Annotated in this window: 19 protein-coding genes; 12 read left to right on the top strand and 7 right to left on the bottom strand. The window is 60.0% G+C overall.

Annotated features, from left to right (window positions below):
* Positions 1-44: 44 nt before the first annotated feature.
* The 10 genes from ACW4YW_RS07805 to ACW4YW_RS07760 all read left to right on the top strand — a co-directional run bounded on the left by ACW4YW_RS07805 (position 45) and on the right by ACW4YW_RS07760 (position 10,021).
* The gene (locus ACW4YW_RS07805; protein ID WP_457137066.1) at positions 45-614 is read left to right on the top strand and encodes a hypothetical protein; all 570 of its coding nucleotides are present in this window, start codon (positions 45-47) and stop codon (positions 612-614) included.
* Positions 611-1,225 (top strand): cob(I)yrinic acid a,c-diamide adenosyltransferase, encoded by a 615-nt coding sequence (cobO, locus tag ACW4YW_RS07800; RefSeq protein ID WP_457137065.1) that lies wholly within the window; start codon positions 611-613, stop codon positions 1,223-1,225. Before ACW4YW_RS07805 ends, cobO begins: the two co-directional genes overlap by 4 nt.
* A complete protein-coding gene (locus ACW4YW_RS07795; protein ID WP_457137064.1) occupies positions 1,179-2,507 on the top strand; it encodes a cobyrinate a,c-diamide synthase in 1,329 nt (442 codons plus the stop codon). Before cobO ends, ACW4YW_RS07795 begins: the two co-directional genes overlap by 47 nt.
* On the top strand, positions 2,504-6,832 hold the full coding sequence (locus tag ACW4YW_RS07790) for a cobaltochelatase subunit CobN (protein WP_457137063.1): 4,329 nt from the start codon (positions 2,504-2,506) through the stop codon (positions 6,830-6,832). Before ACW4YW_RS07795 ends, ACW4YW_RS07790 begins: the two co-directional genes overlap by 4 nt.
* 25 nt (positions 6,833-6,857) lie before the next feature.
* Positions 6,858-7,295, top strand: a complete 438-nt coding sequence (locus ACW4YW_RS07785; protein ID WP_457137062.1) for a MotA/TolQ/ExbB proton channel family protein — start codon at positions 6,858-6,860, stop codon at positions 7,293-7,295.
* Positions 7,292-7,606 (top strand): DUF2149 domain-containing protein, encoded by a 315-nt coding sequence (locus tag ACW4YW_RS07780; protein WP_407994452.1) that lies wholly within the window; start codon positions 7,292-7,294, stop codon positions 7,604-7,606. Before ACW4YW_RS07785 ends, ACW4YW_RS07780 begins: the two co-directional genes overlap by 4 nt.
* A 73-nt stretch (positions 7,607-7,679) precedes the next feature.
* On the top strand, positions 7,680-8,336 hold the full coding sequence (bluB, locus tag ACW4YW_RS07775; RefSeq protein WP_457137061.1) for a 5,6-dimethylbenzimidazole synthase: 657 nt from the start codon (positions 7,680-7,682) through the stop codon (positions 8,334-8,336).
* The gene (locus tag ACW4YW_RS07770) at positions 8,333-9,148 is read left to right on the top strand and encodes a cobalamin-binding protein (RefSeq protein ID WP_457137060.1); all 816 of its coding nucleotides are present in this window, start codon (positions 8,333-8,335) and stop codon (positions 9,146-9,148) included. Before bluB ends, ACW4YW_RS07770 begins: the two co-directional genes overlap by 4 nt.
* A 2-nt stretch (positions 9,149-9,150) precedes the next feature.
* Entirely contained in the window at positions 9,151-9,687 is a 537-nt protein-coding gene (gene cobU / locus ACW4YW_RS07765; protein ID WP_457137059.1) for a bifunctional adenosylcobinamide kinase/adenosylcobinamide-phosphate guanylyltransferase, read from the top strand.
* Positions 9,688-9,691: 4 nt separating this feature from the next.
* Entirely contained in the window at positions 9,692-10,021 is a 330-nt protein-coding gene (locus tag ACW4YW_RS07760) for an antibiotic biosynthesis monooxygenase family protein (protein ID WP_457137058.1), read from the top strand.
* A 7-nt stretch (positions 10,022-10,028) separates the two neighbouring features.
* Here ACW4YW_RS07760 and ACW4YW_RS07755 read toward each other — a convergent pair whose 3' ends face one another.
* On the bottom strand, positions 10,029-10,310 hold the full coding sequence (locus tag ACW4YW_RS07755) for a hypothetical protein (protein WP_457137057.1): 282 nt from the start codon (positions 10,308-10,310) through the stop codon (positions 10,029-10,031).
* Positions 10,307-10,933 (bottom strand): DUF4202 domain-containing protein, encoded by a 627-nt coding sequence (locus ACW4YW_RS07750; protein ID WP_457137056.1) that lies wholly within the window; start codon positions 10,931-10,933, stop codon positions 10,307-10,309. The genes ACW4YW_RS07755 and ACW4YW_RS07750 overlap by 4 nt, the downstream gene beginning before the upstream one ends.
* Before the next feature lie 112 nt (positions 10,934-11,045).
* Here ACW4YW_RS07750 and ACW4YW_RS07745 point away from each other — a divergent pair, with 112 nt between their 5' ends.
* Positions 11,046-11,255, top strand: a complete 210-nt coding sequence (locus tag ACW4YW_RS07745) for an RNA-binding S4 domain-containing protein (RefSeq protein ID WP_457137055.1) — start codon at positions 11,046-11,048, stop codon at positions 11,253-11,255.
* A gap of 133 nt (positions 11,256-11,388) precedes the next feature.
* On the opposite strand, the gene ACW4YW_RS07740 is transcribed toward ACW4YW_RS07745, so the two are convergent.
* From ACW4YW_RS07740 to ACW4YW_RS07725, 4 genes are all read right to left on the bottom strand, one after another.
* The gene (locus ACW4YW_RS07740; protein ID WP_457137054.1) at positions 11,389-12,009 is read right to left on the bottom strand and encodes a redoxin domain-containing protein; all 621 of its coding nucleotides are present in this window, start codon (positions 12,007-12,009) and stop codon (positions 11,389-11,391) included.
* A 48-nt stretch (positions 12,010-12,057) separates the two neighbouring features.
* Positions 12,058-14,238 carry a protein-disulfide reductase DsbD family protein gene (locus ACW4YW_RS07735; RefSeq protein ID WP_457137053.1) on the bottom strand — a complete coding sequence of 727 codons (2,181 nt, stop codon included), beginning with the start codon at positions 14,236-14,238 and terminating at the stop codon, positions 12,058-12,060.
* Positions 14,235-14,639: a GlcG/HbpS family heme-binding protein gene (locus ACW4YW_RS07730; RefSeq protein ID WP_457137052.1), complete on the bottom strand. Its 405-nt coding sequence runs from the start codon at positions 14,637-14,639 to the stop codon at positions 14,235-14,237. Before ACW4YW_RS07730 ends, ACW4YW_RS07735 begins: the two co-directional genes overlap by 4 nt.
* 116 nt (positions 14,640-14,755) lie before the next feature.
* Positions 14,756-15,646: a dienelactone hydrolase family protein gene (locus ACW4YW_RS07725; RefSeq protein WP_457137051.1), complete on the bottom strand. Its 891-nt coding sequence runs from the start codon at positions 15,644-15,646 to the stop codon at positions 14,756-14,758.
* Between the two features lie 12 nt (positions 15,647-15,658).
* Here ACW4YW_RS07725 and ACW4YW_RS07720 point away from each other — a divergent pair, with 12 nt between their 5' ends.
* The gene (locus ACW4YW_RS07720) at positions 15,659-16,015 is read left to right on the top strand and encodes a hypothetical protein (RefSeq protein WP_457137050.1); all 357 of its coding nucleotides are present in this window, start codon (positions 15,659-15,661) and stop codon (positions 16,013-16,015) included.
* Here the strand turns inward: ACW4YW_RS07720 and ACW4YW_RS07715 are convergent.
* Positions 15,991-16,434: a rhodanese-like domain-containing protein gene (locus ACW4YW_RS07715; RefSeq protein ID WP_457137049.1), complete on the bottom strand. Its 444-nt coding sequence runs from the start codon at positions 16,432-16,434 to the stop codon at positions 15,991-15,993. The two genes, ACW4YW_RS07720 and ACW4YW_RS07715, sit on opposite strands and share 25 nt — an antisense overlap.
* Positions 16,435-16,513: the final 79 nt, after the last annotated feature.

The raw sequence follows: 16,513 nt of genomic DNA, 5'->3' as shown, positions 1-16,513 counted from the left end.
TCAGCGTTATTTGACCAATTGACCCCAGCCCAAGGAAGACAACCATGCTGACACTCAACAAGAACCACCAAATCATGATCGGCCTGCTGCTGGCCGCACTGCTCGTCCTCACACGCGGCCACCACTTCGCCGCGATCAACCACCTGCCCAGCGCATCCTGGGTGGTGTTCTTCCTGGCAGGCGTCTACCTGCGTCCAGTCTGGGTGTTTCCTGCGCTACTTGTCTTGGCTGCGGGCCTGGATTTCGCCGCCGTGACCTGGGGCGGCGTGGACAACTTCTGCACCTCGCCGGCCTACGGCTTCCTGTTGCCGGCCTACGGCACGCTCTGGCTCGGCGGCCGCTGGTTCGCCAAGCACTACCAGTTCGCCTTCAAGAGCCTGGCCACGCTCGCCGCTACCGTGGTCGCCAGCAGCTTCGTCTGCCATTTGTTCTCCAGCGGTGGCTTCTATTTCTTCTCCGGCCGCTATGCCGAGCCGACCCTGGCCGAATTCCTGCCGCGTATCGCCAAGTATTACCCATCCTCACTGGGCACGTTGGCGTTTTACGTGGCGACTGCCGCCATCATCCACATCGTGGTGAAGGCGCTCTACGCTGATCACAAACGTACCGCATGACCGACCAGGAAAAACCAGACCTCAACCAGCGCCATTCCGAAAGAATGGCGCGCAAGAAAACCGTCATCGACGCCAAGATAGAGGCCGCGCGTATCGAGCGCGGCCTGTTCCTGGTCAATACCGGCAACGGCAAGGGCAAATCCACCGCCGCCTTCGGCCTGCTCGCCCGCGCGCTCGGCCATGGCCTGAAGGCCGTGGTAGTGCAGTTCGTCAAGGGCCGTTCCGACACCGGCGAGGAAGCCTTCTTCCGCAACCAGCCCAATGTCGCCTGGCATGTGATGGGCGAAGGCTTCACCTGGGAAACCCAGAACCGCGAGCGCGACGTCGCCGCCGCCCAACAAGGCTGGCAGGCCGCGCAAGCCGCGCTCAGGGATGAAAGCGTGGGCGTGGTCATCCTCGACGAGCTCAACATCGTCCTTAAATACCATTACCTCGACCTGCAGCAAGTACTGGCAGATATCGCCGCCCGTCCCGCCATGCAGCATGTGGTCGTCACCGGCCGTGCCGCCCAGCCCGAACTGGTCGAACAAGCCGACACCGTCACCGACATGACCATGGTCAAGCATGCCTTCAAGAACGGCGTGCAGGCGATGCCAGGGGTGGAGTGGTAAGCTCGTGGCAGCCAGTTGCCCGGCATTGCTGCTGTCCGCGCCAGCCTCCAACCAGGGCAAGACCTTGGTATCTGCCGCATTGACACGTGCCTGGCGCAACCAAGGCCTGACAGTACAAGCCTTTAAGTGCGGGCCTGATTTTCTCGACCCGATGATCCTGCAAGCCGCGGCAGGCAGGCCGGTTTACAACCTCGACCTTGCCATGTGCGGCGCGGACGACATTGCCGCCCGGCTATATCAGGCCGCGCAGGACTCCGACGTCATCCTCGTGGAGGGCGTGATGGGCCTGTATGACGGCAGCCCGAGCAGCGCCGACATCGCGGCACGGTTCCAGCTCCCCCTTGCGCTCACTATCGACGCTAGCGGCATGGCGCAGACTTTCGGCGCATTGGCTGCCGGGCTGTTTGCCCACCGGCCTGAACTGATCCCCGCAGGCGTGATCGCCAACCGCACCGGCAGCGCCGGGCATGGCGTCTTGCTGCGCGACAGCCTGCCGACGGATATTCCCTGGCTGGGCGCGTTGCAGAAACAGGAAGCGCTTGCGCTGCCGGAACGGCACCTGGGCCTGTTCCGCGCCGATGAAATCGACGGTCTGGAGCAGCGCATCGCGCAGGCTGCGACGTTGCTGACGGAATCAGGCGCGTTGCCCTTGCCGCCTGAAACCGTTTTCTCGCCTCCATCCCCTGTAAACGATGTGCAACGATTGCTCGCAGGCAAGACCATCGCCATCGCGCGCGACGAGGCCTTTTGCTTCATCTATCCCGCCAATCTCGATTGCCTGCATGCGCTGGGCGCGGAAACCGTCTTCTTCTCGCCGCTGCATGACGAGGCGTTGCCTACAGGAATTGACGCGATCTGGCTGCCGGGCGGCTATCCCGAGCTGCATCTTGCAAAGCTAAGCAGCAACCAAGCCATGCGCCCGGCCTTGCAGCAGGCTTGGCGGCAAGCGCTGCCGATACTGGCGGAATGCGGCGGCATGATGGTGGTGACGGACAGCATCAACCAGCAGCCCGGTTTTGGATTGCTGCCCGGCGCTTGCAGCATGCAGCCGCGGTTCCAGGGGCTAGGCGTGCAATTCGCCGAGTTGCCGGAAGGCAGGCTGCATGCGCATACCTTCCATTACTCCCGCCTTGAGACGGCGTTGACGCCCTACGCACAGGCAATCACCCAGCGCGGCAAGCCGGGCGAGGTTATCTATCGCCACGGCAGCCTCACGGCGAGCTACCTGCATTTCTATTTCCCATCCAACCCTGCGGCAGTTGCCCGGTTATTTGCCTCATGAAGCATTTCTTTCCAGCCCTGCTCGGGATTGTTCTCGTCACCAGCCAGGCACCTGTCCAGGCCGCCACGTTGTTCGGCGTGGTGTCGGACCGCACTGCGCCTGCCGCGGCCGAGGCGGCAAAGCAAGCCCTGCAGCCATCCGGCAAACAGGACCGCATCATCCTACGCACGCAATCCCAGGTGCTCGCGGCGGACAGCAAGACCCTGCAGCGCTGGCTGCGCGATGCCGATGCGGTATTCGCCGTGGCAGTCTACGGCGAGGCATCGCAGCAACTGCAAAGCCAGATGCAGCAGCTTGGCACGAAAAAGCCGCGCAACTTCATCGCCTTCAACGGCGAAAGCGCACTCTCGCTGCAAAGCCGCTGGCAAGGGGAAGCCGTCAGCAGTTTTTCCCATGCCAAGAGCCTGACGCTGACGCAGAACAATCTTTCTGAAAAAGTCGCTAACCTTGCGCAACAACACGCTGCCGCGCGGCAATGGCTGGGCCTGCACGACCTCTGGCAGTCGGGCGGCAACGGCAATCTCAGCGCTTTCATGCGCTATCTGCTGCATCCTTCCGCCAGCTTGCCTGCAATACAGCCTGAACCGCTGGTGCGATTGCGCCAGGGCGGTCAGGAAGTCAGCCGACCCAGAATAGACAACAATCAGCCTGTGCTTGCGGTGCTGGACCTTAGCACCAGCGACCCGCAACCCGTGGATGCCATCTGCGCCGCGAGCGAGAAGCAGGGCCAGCCCTGTATCGCCATCATGGCGCGCTGGGGCGAGGCCTCGCGCGACGCCATCGCTAACTTGAAAACCCTGCTTGCGCCCGCCGCACCCAGCGGGCTGGTGGTATTGCAGGACTTTGTCGTCGGCGCCGCCGAGGGTCGCGAGGCTGTGACCGAGTTGCTGGGCCAGCTCGATGTGCCGGTATACAAGGCCATCCGCCTGACTGACCGCGGCGCCAATGCCTGGCAGCTTTCGGAAGACGGCCTGCCGATCAATTCGGTGCAATACCGCGTCGCCATGCCGGAAATCCAGGGCAGCTCGCAGCCGTTGGTCGTGGCTGCGGCCGGGCCTGCCGCCATAGACAAACTCACCGGCGTCGAGCTGAAGCTGCCGCAGATCCTGCCTGCCGAGGTGCAGTCGCTGGTCAGGCGCAGCATCAATTGGCAGCAGTTGCGCAACAAGCCGAACGCCGGGAAGAAGGTCGCTCTGATCTACTACAACCATCCGCCTGGCCGCCAGAACATCGGCGCGGACAACCTCGACGTGCCCGCCTCATTGTTCGAGATGCTGCATGCATTGAAGCGTGCGGGCTACGACACCGGCGAATTGCCCGCGTCGCCGGAAGCGCTGCTCGACCTGATGCAGGAGCGCGGCGTCAACCTGCCGGAAGACCAGGCCGCATTGGCCGAGATGAGCCGCCACGTCAACAAGCTCGACACTGCCGCCTACCTCAACTGGTTCGGTACCCTGCCTGCGCAAGTGCGCGGAGAGATGGTGGAAGGCCCGCTCGGCAAGCTGCATGCCGACCTGGTGGCGGCGCAACGCGCCGGGGAGATCGACATCGCGCGCAACCGCCTCGACAAGGCCATGCACGAGCTGCGCCATTTGCTTGAAGGCGCGGACCATCCGCAGCGCGACAATGCGCTCAAGCAGCTTGAGACGCTCAATCATGGCTATTTGCAATGCTTGGAAAAGCACACCGACTGCAACGCGCTGGCCTTGCAGAAAACCCGGCTTGCAGGTTTGGGCATCGAGGGCATGCGCGGCTGGGGGCCCGCGCCGGGCAAGGTCATGGTGCATGACCGCCAGATCCTGGTTCCCGGCGTACAGTTCGGCAACATCTTCATCGGCCCGCAGCCGCCGCGCGGCTGGGAAGTGGACGAGGAACTGCTGCACGCCAACACCACCATTCCGCCGCCGCATCAATACCTGGGCTATTACCACTGGCTGCGCAGCGTGTTCAAGGCGGATGCACTGGTGCACATCGGCCGCCACTCCACCTATGAATTCCTCCCCGGCAAGGCGGTCGGGCTGGCAGCGAGTGATTACTCACGGTTGATCGCGGGCGACCTGCCCGGCATCTATCCTTACATCGTCGATGGCGTTGGCGAAGGCACGCAATCCAAGCGCCGCGGCCTGGCCGTGATGGTGGACCACCTCACGCCGCCGCTGACCTCGACGCCGCTCTACGACCGCCTGCTGGAGCTGCGCCAGGTGGTGGAAAGCTACGAATCCTCCAGCTCCGAAACCATGAAGGTGGAAGCCGCGCGCGAAATGCGCCGCCTGGTGGAAGCGCTGCAACTGCGCGCCGAGCTGGAAGCCAGCATGGCCGACGTGCTGGAAGTGCGCGGCATCGGCTACGAGCAGACCGACGACGACCTGCTCGCGCACGAAATCGGCCACTACTTGACCAAGCTGCAGGAGAAATTCATGCCGCATGGCCTGCATATCTTCGGCAAGGATTGGTCCGAGGAATCGCTGGCATTGATGCTGGATTCCATGGCGCGTGGCCACGAACAAGGCGTCAGCGCGGAAACCCGCGACAAGCTGGCGGCCTCGCCGCGCCTGGAAATGCAGAGCCTGCTGCATGCGCTCGAAGGCGGCTTCGTGCCGCCCGGCAAGGGCAACGACCCCTTGCGTTCGCCCGACGCCCTGCCGACGGGACGCAACTTCCATGCATTGGACGGCGACGTGCTGCCGACCCGCCTTGGCTTCCAGATCGGCGCCAGCATGGCCGCCAAGGTGCGTGAGCGCGACAGCGTGCAGGACAGCGAAGGCGTGATCCTCTGGGCATCGGACGCCGTGCGTGATGAGGGCGTAATGGTGAGCTTCATCCTCAGTCTGATGGGCATAGAACCGGAATGGAACGCGCGCGGCATCGTGCAGCGCATGCAGCTTAAGCCGGGGATTGCGCGTCATGACGTGATCGTCACCACCTCCGGCTTGTTCCGCGATCTCTACCCCAACCTCATGCAATGGATAGATACCGGCGGCCGCCTCGCGCTCGCCGCTTCTGCCAAGGCCATCCGGGCGCAATATCCTGCCCTGCAGCCTGCGCTGGAAGAAGCCTTGTCGCCATTGGGCGCTGGCATCGCGGAAGGCGACGAGTCGCTTTCGGGCAACGGCGTCGCCCTGCAGTGGATACGCCGCACTCAGGCGCATCAACAACAGGGCATGGCATTGCCGCAGGCTGGACGCGAGGCCGCCTGGCGCATTTTCGGCGACGCACCGGGCGCTTACGGCACCGGCGTCAACCGCCTTACCGAACGCTCGGGCACCTGGAAGGACCGCAGCGAGCTCGGCCAGGCCTATCTCACGCGCATGGGTCATGCCTACGGGCTGGATGCCCAGGGCCAGCCCGCGCAGGATATATTCAAGACCGCGCTCACCAGCATCGCCAACACCTATCACGGCCGCGCCTCCAACCTCTACGGCCTGATGGACAACAACGACGCCTTCGACTACCTAGGCGGCCTGTCGCTCGCAACCGAAACCGTGACCGGCAAGCGCCCCACCGCGCGCATCCTCAACCATACCGACCCGGACAACCTCAGCGACGACCCGCTGGAAACCGCGCTATTGATGGAGTTGCGCGGGCGCTACCTCAACCCGGCCTGGATACGCCCGCTGATGCAGCACGGCTATGCAGGCGCGCGCACCATGGGGCAGGAGTTCATGGAAAACCTCTGGGGCTGGCAGGTCACGCGCCCCGACATCATCAAGGACTGGGCCTGGGACGAGGTGAAGAAGGTCTACATGGACGACAGCCTGCAGCTCGGGCTCAAGCCTTTCCTCGAACAGAAGCACAACGCGCAGGTCAAGGCGCACATGCTCGCCATCATGATGGTGGCGGCGGAAAAAGGCTTCTGGCATGCGGATGACCAGACACTGCGCCAACTAGGTGGCGATCTGGCAAGGCTAGTCAACAAGAACGGACTCCCAGGCAGCGGGCATACCTCGCCCAACCACCCGATGTGGCAATGGCTGGGCCAGTATCTGGACGGCGACACTGCCGCCGCCTTGCAGCAAACCCTGGCCAAGGCGCGCGGCGACGCAACACCCGGCTATCCGGAGGCCAGTGCCGCGATTGCGGAGCAGACTGCCATCGAGGCAGAGGAGGCCGCACCTGCGCCGGAAGAAGCCGCACCGGCGCAACAGCCGCAAGCCAAACCTGTTACGCAGCCCGAACCGGAACCCGAGGCTGCCAAGCCCGCACCGCCGCAGCGCGCCTTCGAGGTCGCCATCAAGTCGGTGCAGGAATACTGGTATTGGTGGCTGGCATTGCTGCCGGTATTCGTCGCCGGGCTCTGGTTCGGCACGCGCAAGCCAAAGTTGTAATCCATACACAGGACGGAACATCATCATGTCATTTGAACTCGACACCCTGCACCACGCGATCACCTGGCTCTTGAAGCCGGTCATCGCCATCCTGGCGCTCAGCGTGATTATTGCCGTGCTGGAAGCCGGGCTGGCCGTGGGCGAACGCCTGTTCGGCCTTAAGGCTATGCGCAATTCGGCCAATGCCGATGCCGTGGTCAAGCTGGCCCGCCACCGGCTGGAACGCGCCGACCTCCTGTCACGCATCCCGCCCATGCTCGGCCTGATGGCAACCATCATCCCGCTCGGACCTGGCCTGGCCGCGCTCGGGCAGGGCAATCCCGCGCAATTGGCGCAAGCGGTCACTACCGCCTTCGACGCCACGGTGCTGGGGCTGATTGCAGGCATCATCGGCCTGGTGGTCGGCAAATTGCGCCGCCGCTGGTATGAGGACGTGCTGGAAACGCTGGAGTCGCAACCGTGAGCAAGGCCAATATAAACAAGCTGCGCCTGAAAAGCCGCTTCGACCATGAGGACGAAGACCCGCGCGCCAGCCTGGTCAACCTGGTGGACGTGATGCTGGTATTCGCCTGCGGCTTGCTCGCTGCCTTAAGTGCCGGAGGACAGGCCATGCTGGTCAAACCCAAGGAGATCGAGCAAGGCAAGGAAATCGAGGCGCCAGAAACGAGCAGCAGCAATGCCGCCGGTAGCGGCTATCAAGCTGTCGGGCAGGTCTACCGCGACCCCAAGACCGGCAAGCTGGTATTGATCGAGAATCCTGCAGCCCAGCCTTGAGCGTAAGCCGCCACCAATTGATTAATCGCTTTATACTGGCTGCTTGAATATCCAACTTCGCTCCAATCACGCAATGTCCAGCAACGAATTCGCCTTTACCGAGCCCGAGATCGCCGGGGTCTACCGCGCCATCCACCAGCGCCGCGACATGCGGCACTTCAAGCCCGGCGCGATAGAACCGGAAATCCTGCACAAGCTGCTGGATGCCGCGCATCATGCGCCCAGCGTCGGGCTGATGCAGCCTTGGCGCTTCATCCGCATCACCAGCGATCAAGTGCGCCGGGCCATCTACGACCTGGTGCAGGAAGAGCGCATGCAGACCGCCCATGCACTGGGCGAGCGCGAATCCGAATTCCTGCGCCTGAAGGTGGAAGGCATCATGCAATGCGGCGAGTTATTGGTGGCCGGACTGTGCGACCATCGCGAGCGCTATATCTTCGGCCGCCGAACCCTGCCGGAGATGGACCTCGCTTCGGTGGCCTGCGCCATCCAGAACCTTTGGCTGGCGGCGCGCGCCGAGGGACTGGGCATGGGCTGGGTGTCCATCTTCGATCCCATCAAGCTAGCCAAGCTGCTCAATATGCCAGAAGGCGCCAAGCCTATCGCCATCCTCTGCCTTGGCCATGTCGACGAGTTCTACAAAACCCCGATGCTGGTGGAAGAAGGCTGGGCCAAGGAACGCCCCTTGTCGGAGCTGATGATGGAAAACGCCTGGATAGACAGCGAATGAAAGGCCCAAGGCGTATTGCCTGCCTCACGGCGGAAACCACTGAAGTGCTGTACCTGCTCGGCGAGCAGGAGCGCATCGCCGGCATCTCGGGCTTTACCACCCGCCCGGCGATTGCGCGGCAGGAAAAAACCAAGGTTTCAGGATTCAGCACCGCCAAGATCGAGAAGATTCTTGCGGTAAAGCCGGACCTTGTGCTGGCATTTTCCAACCTGCAGGCCGACATTGCCGCCGACCTTGTGCGTGCCGGGGTGGAAGTGCATGTATTCAACCAACGCTCGGTGCAAGGCATCCTGGACATGATTGCGACGCTAGGCGCGCTGACTCATGCCGCCGACCGCGCAGAGGCATTGATTGCCGGGTTGCGCCAGCGCATGCAGCAAGCTGCCGAAACCGCGAGCCATCTGCCTGTTGCGCCCAAGGTGTATTTTGAGGAATGGAACGATCCTTTGATCAGCGGCATCCAGTGGGTGGCCGAGCTGATCGAGATTGCGGGCGGCAAGGACTGCTTTGCCGACTTATCCGCTTACCAGTCCGCCAAGCAGCGCATTATTGCCGACCCGGACGAAGTAGTGCGGCGGCAGCCGGACATCATCATCGGTTCGTGGTGCGGCAAGAAATTCCAGCCGGAACACGTGCTGGCAAGGCCGGGATGGCATGCCATTCCAGCCGTGCAATCCGGGCAGGTGCATGAAATCAAGTCGGCCGACATCCTGCAGCCCGGCCCTTCCGCCATCCAACACGGGCTGCCGCAATTGCAAACCATCATGCAGCGCTGGGGCGTGAGCCAGGCGCACAGCAAGCATTGGAGTTGAACATGAACGCACACGACCACCACCTCATCCTCGGCGGCGCACGCTCAGGCAAGAGCGCCTATGCGGAGAAACTCGCCCATGAAAGCGGCCTGGAAGTGGTATATATCGCCACGGCCCAGGTATACGACAACGAATTCGGCCATCGCGTCAGCCAGCACCAGCAGCGCCGCCCCGCGCACTGGCAAACCGTTGAGGTGCCGCACAAGCTGGCGGAGACCTTGCAACAGCAGGCCGCGCCAGGCCGCTGCCTGCTCGTCGATTGCCTGACACTATGGCTGGCTCAATGCATCTGCCCGGAATGCGCGCCGCCCGAGGGCGTGGACTGGCAACACGAACGCGCCGCCCTGCTCGATGCGCTCCCGTCACTGCCCGGCAAGATACTGCTGGTGAGCAACGAGGTCGGCATGGGCATCGTGCCGCTGGGGGAAATCAACAGGCAGTTCCAGGATGAGGCAGGCCGCCTCAACCAAGCCGTGGCTTCACTCTGCAACAGAGTCAGCTTTATTGTGGCTGGTTTGCCATTGTCCCTAAAGGCCTGAAGGTATGTATTCCGCAACCTTCATCTTCGATAAAAAGCAATTGGACGAACGGTTCCACCAAATCGATGCAGAAATTGCCGCGTTCGCCCGCAACACGACGGGCTATCTCGGCGAAGAGGCTTGGGAGAACCCGGAAACCGGGCGCATCTGCAATGTTTACTACTGGGAAAGCATGCAAGGCCTGCAAAAACTGATGCAGCATCCCAGACACTTGGAGGCAAAGGCCGCGCAATCCAATTTGCTCAATGGCTACCAGGTGGTGATTTCGCAAGTCATGCGCTCATACGGCGATGGCGCATTCCCGCATCCGACCGATGGGTTCAAACCAGAATGACGTCTTTTTATATGTTAGCCTTGGGCAATATCACTCTGGCGCCTGTGTAAGCAGAAAACAGATTGACAGCCTCTTGGCCGATGGCGGCGGAATGGATTGCCAGCGCATCATTCAACTGGATTTCCTGCAACCGGTAGACCGGCGGTTCATCGGAATTCGCAGAACCCAGGGCGCGAAAACGTACCTGCCCTACCTGTTTCCCACCCAAAAACACCAGCACTTCGTGCAGACCCATCCTGAGCACTACGCTGCCGTTTGCCAAGGCCAACTGCCGCTCCCGCAGGCTCACAACCAGCCTTCCTCCGTCATCACTTCCTGGGTCAGCGGCACCAGCGCCTGGGGCAACTTCACCTGGGTCAGCAAGGCTTGATGTCCGGCTTTGGATACCTTGCGCAAGGTCTTGCGCAGGATATCCTTCCATTTCGGCACATCGTATTCCGGGTGCTGGCCGACGAATTCCTCAAGGTAATACTCGACGAATACCATCACCACCACGTCCTCCAGCACCTGCATCTCGGCATCGGCCAGCGGCGCTTCCTTGCTGACCAAGGCTGCCACGCGCAGTATCGTTTCCTCGTCATATCCGGCTTGCTGCATGATCTCGCGCGCCACTTCCGCGTGATATTGCTTGAGCTTGCGCCGCCACTGGTGATAGCCAGGCTTGGTCATCGGATAAGCATCGCGCGGCAAGGTCCAGCGCTCGATATGTTGGCAGCGCGCGGCCAGTTGCAATGCCTCGGAGGCATCCGGGCGGTAGCGCTGCAACATCTCCGTCATGCGCCGGGCGTAAGCCAGCTCCTTGGGAACAGCCACTCCATCTATCAGCGTCTGGTTGGGGTCCTGGGCATTGCGCACGTCAAAAGCCTGCATCGCCTGGGAGAATGCTGGCCCGAACTGGGCATTGACTTGCATGGAATACCTTCCTGAATGGGTTGATGCTATTTTACGCGAAACACCCGCCCTACTCGTTTCATTGCGATGCAAAACATGGTGTAATCGCAGGCATTCAATACAAGGCACCATCATGGAATTCACGTTGCGCGACGACTATATCGAACTTTGCAACCTGCTCAAGCTGGCTGGCATCGCCGATTCCGGCGGCCGGGGCAAGGCCATGGTGGCGGAAGGCCTGGTGCAGGTGGATGGTCAGCCAGAAACGCGCAAGACCGCCAAAATCCGCGCGGGGCAGGTGGTGGAATGCATGGGGCAGACCATCACGGTACTTGACCGGTAACCCATAAGCCGATAACAAAATTCTTCTGGCATTATTGTGCCACCCTACCATAATCGCTTAACTGGGTTTTGTTAGCGATTTAGATAAATAAAAAGGCCGGAAACCCGGCCTTTTGAACACAAGCTGCTAATGCCTAGCTCGCATACTTGATGGAGCATCCGTAAGGCTTGGTGACGGCATGCGAAACCTTCTTGCCGCTCGCCAGCTCGGAAAGCGCCAGCTTGACATAGTTGTCCGCCTTGGCAATGTCTTCTACCTTGGCAGTTGCAATGCTATCTATGCCGCCTTTGTAGACCAGCACTCCTTTAGGATTGATGATGTAAAGATGGGGCGTGGTCTGCGCATCGTATTGCTTGCCCACCTTGCCGTCATAATCCAGCAGCACTTTGCTAGGCGCCGCGCCTCGGTCTGCATTGAGCTTGAGTGCAGTCTGCGCATCGACATTGCCTTGCGTACCTGGGGCGGAAGATATCACTTGCAGCCAGACCACGCCTTGAGCAGTCGCTTCCTTCTGCAAGTTAGGAATGTTGCCGCTACCGTAATGCTTCACGACATAAGGGCACTCGTTATTCGTCCACTCCAATACCACGGTCTTGCCCTTTAGTGACTCCAGGCTCAATGTCTCACCAGTGGCAGTCTTGACCGAGAAAGCAGGAGCAGCCTTACCGATATCGGCAGCAGCCTGTGCTGCAATAGGTAGAAAAGCCAGGCTGGTACTGCAAATGGCAATATTCAGCAAACGACGTAATAACATGATGAACTCCTTGATTAGTTGGGTTTATGAGTAGGGTCTGGTGAATCATCACAACTTCTGTACTGCATCCAATACAATTTCCGGCGTCAGAATCTGCGGCAACACCTGCGGCTTGGCTTCCTTGCCGGGGGGATAAAGGATGTATAAAGGAACGCCGCTGCGTCCGAACTGCTTGAGCAGCTGCGTGATCTGTTGGTCCTGGTTGGTCCAGTCGCCCTTCAAGTAGGTGATATCGGATTTGCTGAAGGCATCGACTACCTTGCGCTGGCTCAATGCGACTTGCTCATTGACCAGGCACGTAATGCACCATGCGGCAGTCAGGTTGACGAAGACCGGCTTGCCTTCCGCCCGCAAGTCTTGCAGCTTCTGCTGGCTGTAGGCTTCCCAATTTTTCTCGACGGTTCCGGAATCGGCAGCGACGGAGGCATTGACCGAAGCGAACAACTGAATGCCGCTGTAACTGCCATAGATCAATGCCACAAGCCCGAACACCGAAACCGCATTGGCAACATGGCGTACGCGTTCGCTGCCGTGCCGCGTGATCTCATACAGCCACGCCAGCAAGGCGATGGCCAACATGCCTGATAGCGCAAGCGCAATTGCATTGGGCCCGGCCTGTTGCGCCAACACCCAGACTAGCCATACCGCCGCGCCATACATCGGGAAGGCCAGCGCCTGCTTGAAACGCTCCATCCAGATACCTGGCTTGGGCAGGTATCGCTGCAGGCGCGGCCAATGGCTCAATAGCAGGTAGGGCAACGCCAGGCCAAAACCCAGGCTCAGGAAGATGGCAACCAGCACCCCGGCAGGCTGCGAAATTGCATAGCCCAGCGCTCCGCCCATGAAAGGCGCGGTGCAAGGGGTAGCCACCACGGTCGCGAGCACGCCGGTGAAGAAGCTGCCGCTGTATCCCGTCTTGTCGGCCAAGGAGGAACCAATGCCGCTCAACGAACTGCCGATGGTCAGCAATCCGGACAGGCTCAAGCCGACTGCGAACATGAGATAGGCCACCAGGATGACGAAAATAGGCGACTGGAACTGAAACCCCCATCCGACCTGACCGCCTGCCGACTTGAGCACGATCAAGACGACCGCCAGGACGGCAAAACTGGCCAGCACCCCTGCGGTATAGGCCCAGCCCTGCAGCTTCACCTGGGTCTGGGATAGTTTGCTATGGTGCAGCAGGGAAAGCGCCTTGATCGACAGCACCGGGAACACGCAAGGCATCAGATTGAGAATAATCCCGCCGAGCAATGCGAACGCCAGGGCCGAATAAAAGCCGATATCCTCGGTCACGGCCAGTGGCGCATTATCCGCGGACGATCCCTCATCAACGATGGTTTCGGCTATCGCCGGCTCCAGCTTGGCCTCCACTCGATACCCCTGGGCCAGTCTGCCGTTGTTGGTCTCTTTGCTGAGCACCAACACGCCCTTCAGGAACTCTCCCTCGCCCAATGGGTTGTCGCCCGCTGTCAATTGCAGCAACAAGGCTTCCGGGTCCACTCGCCTCGGCTGCGCAGCCTTGTGGGACACCCTGCCCCACTCTTCGGGGAAGAACCAGGCTTCTACCCTGCTGCCACTCTCCAGCACCTTGCCGTTCACCTTGAGCAAGGGGCCTTGTTGCTGGTGATAAGCGTTGAATGCCCAAGGGCTTTCGACCGGCAACCTCTCGGACGCCTTGGCGATCAAGTCGCTACCCTTGCCGCCATCCACGCCTGCCGCGACCACCTTCAGCGGCAGCGTCAACGTCACCTCCTGGGGAATGCAGACATCGTCGCATACCAGCCAGTTGACCAATGCCGTCACCGGGAAAGCGTCGCCCGGCCTGACGGAGTCCGGCACGCGTATCTTGGTCAACAAGGTGACTTCATCGGAATAGCCGTAATTGGTAATGGGGCCGACCTGGAACCGGCTGGGCACAGGCCAGATGATATCATCGGCTTGCGCGCCTTCCGGCAACGTCCAGGCGATCGAGGTGGACATGCCGGAATCGCCCGGGTTAATCCAATAGGTATGCCAATGCGGGATGATGCGCTGGTTAACGCCTACCGTGATTTCCTCGCCCGCATGCACCGCATCCACCGATGCCACCAGCCTGGCCCTGACTTGCCCGGTAGCCGCCTCCGGCCCTTCGGCCAGCGCTTCGCCAAAACACCCGAACAAAAACATCGCCATCAACAGCCATTGCGCCACCGGGTTCATTATTTGCGGATTGCTCGACCTGTTCATAACCGCGACTGTATCTTTTCCAAACCGGCAAGCGCGCATTCTTCGTCTATCTTGGCGCCGCCTATACCAATCGCTCCGAGCACCTGACCGTTTGCCTTGATCAATACACCGCCAGGGCGGCTGTTATACGCGGGATTCTCGGCGACCCTGGCCGCCAGCACCTTGTCCGTCTTGACGTGCTCATGCAAATAGCTGGTAGCCACACCGAAAGCCAGCGCAGTCTGCGCTTTTGCCGTGCTGGAACTCACGCCTCTCGGCGTTGCGCCATCCGCCGCCAGCAATACTTTCAGTACACCCGCACTATCTATGATGCTGACGCCGATGAGGGCGTCCTTGCGCGCGCACGACGCTATGCTCGCCCGTGCCGCCTCCTGGGCAAGCTCAAGGGGGATACTCGACAAGGCTGTCTGCTGTGGTATGTTTTCCGCTGCACCCGGCGCACCTGCCGCGAACAGGAAACCTGCCCATGCGATTATGTGAATGAACTTGCTACGCTTCACTTTCAACCAGAGCTCCCTTAAGCACGCAGGTGCTGGTTGAAGAATGCAATGGTGCGCTGCCAAGCCAGCTTGGCGGCCGCCTCGTCATAGCGCGGCGTGGTGTCATTATTGAAAGCATGCTGGACCCCAGGATAGATATACGCCTGGTATTTCACATTGGCAGCCTTGAGCGCACTTTCATATGCGGGCCAGCCCGATGTAATGCGCTCATCCTGCTCCGCCAACTGCACCAACAGCGGCGCCTTGATCTTGGCAACATCTTCTGCAGGCGGATGGGCGCCGTAGAACGGCACCGCTGCATCCAAGTCCGGCAACCGCGTCGCCAGGAAATTGGCAATGCCGCCCCCATAGCAAAAACCGACCACGCCAAGCTTGCCATTGCCTTCGGGCAGTTTCTTCAATGCCGTTGCAGCGGCGATGAAATCCTCGCGGGTCTTGGTTTGGTCCAGCGTGGCAAACAATTCTCGGGCCTTGTCCTCATCGCCGGGATAGCCGCCCAGCGGCGCCAATGCGTCAGGTGCGAAGGCAATGAAATTATCCAGCGCGACACGGCGGGCGATGTCCTGGATATGCGGATTCAGACCCCGGTTCTCATGTACCACCAGTACAACAGGCAGCTTGCCTTCCACCTTGGCAGGCTTTACCAAATACCCTTTCACCTTGCCGTTGCCATTGGGAGACGGGAACTCCACCCAGGAAGTCTGGATACGTTTGTCGTCCGCCGCTATTTGTTCAGCGGCCGCAAATTGGGGAGAAAGCGCAAGCAATAACGCTTCAGCGGATAAGCCAGCCACGCCCAACTTGGCCACAGTATTCAGGAAACCCCGCCGACTGATTTCACCATGGGTATAACGATCGAAAGCTTTCAATGCCTCTGGCGGGAAATCTTTTGCTGTTTTACGTGCCATGCTCGCTCCTCTATGCGCATCGGGATAATCAACATCCAATATTCTGCTTTTTTAAGTGTTGATAAAAAATGGATTTCCATCAACTTGAAAGCAGGAGCAGATATTGTGCCAATAAAATCGCTTAATTTAGTTGAAAGCACGATCGGAAGAAAGATGAGAAGTAAGTTTCTGAATCATAAATTAGAAATGATGATGAGCAATACGCGCTGCAATGATATGCAAAGAATCAGAATTAAAAATCTGTTGCTTAAGCAGCAGATAATGCATACAGCACTGTCTAGCTGCAAACATTACGGCGAAACCCGTGGCCCAAATTTCTTAAGGCCACAGGCTAAAAATACCGCTTACTTTTGTGCAGTAGCAGGCTGAGGAGGCGGCTCAATACGGGTCAGTTTTCCTCCCTCCTCCTCATAATTTTGAGCACCAATCGCACCTGCTACATTGAACCCTTTATCGATCAATATATCGCCGGTTTTCAAAGCCCGTCCAGCGTGATTTGAAACCGTCACCACCTTACGATCCTTGGGAATATAAGCCAGATACTTCTCCAAATCGGCCGATTGAATACTCAAATAAGCGGGGAAACCGCCGATCTTGGTCAGCTCGTCAGGACGACGTACGTCGATCACCACCAGCTTCTCAGGTTGGGCCAGCAATTGATCAATCTCCGCTTTCCCCAGCTTCTTGGTTTTATAAACCTGAGCAGCTGGCTTCGCCTCATCGGCAGCCTGCGCCAGGCTAATATTAAATGTAACAGCCATGCATAAAATACCCAGTAGGACTCTCATAAATTTCCTTTAATTCATTATGATATGGAAGTCCAATTGATAGCAGCTTATGTGCCAACCTCCGCTCTTACCAAGGTTG

It is taken from the genome of Methylobacillus pratensis, assembly GCF_054072455.1.
This window is presented reverse-complemented; position numbering and strand designations above follow the sequence as displayed.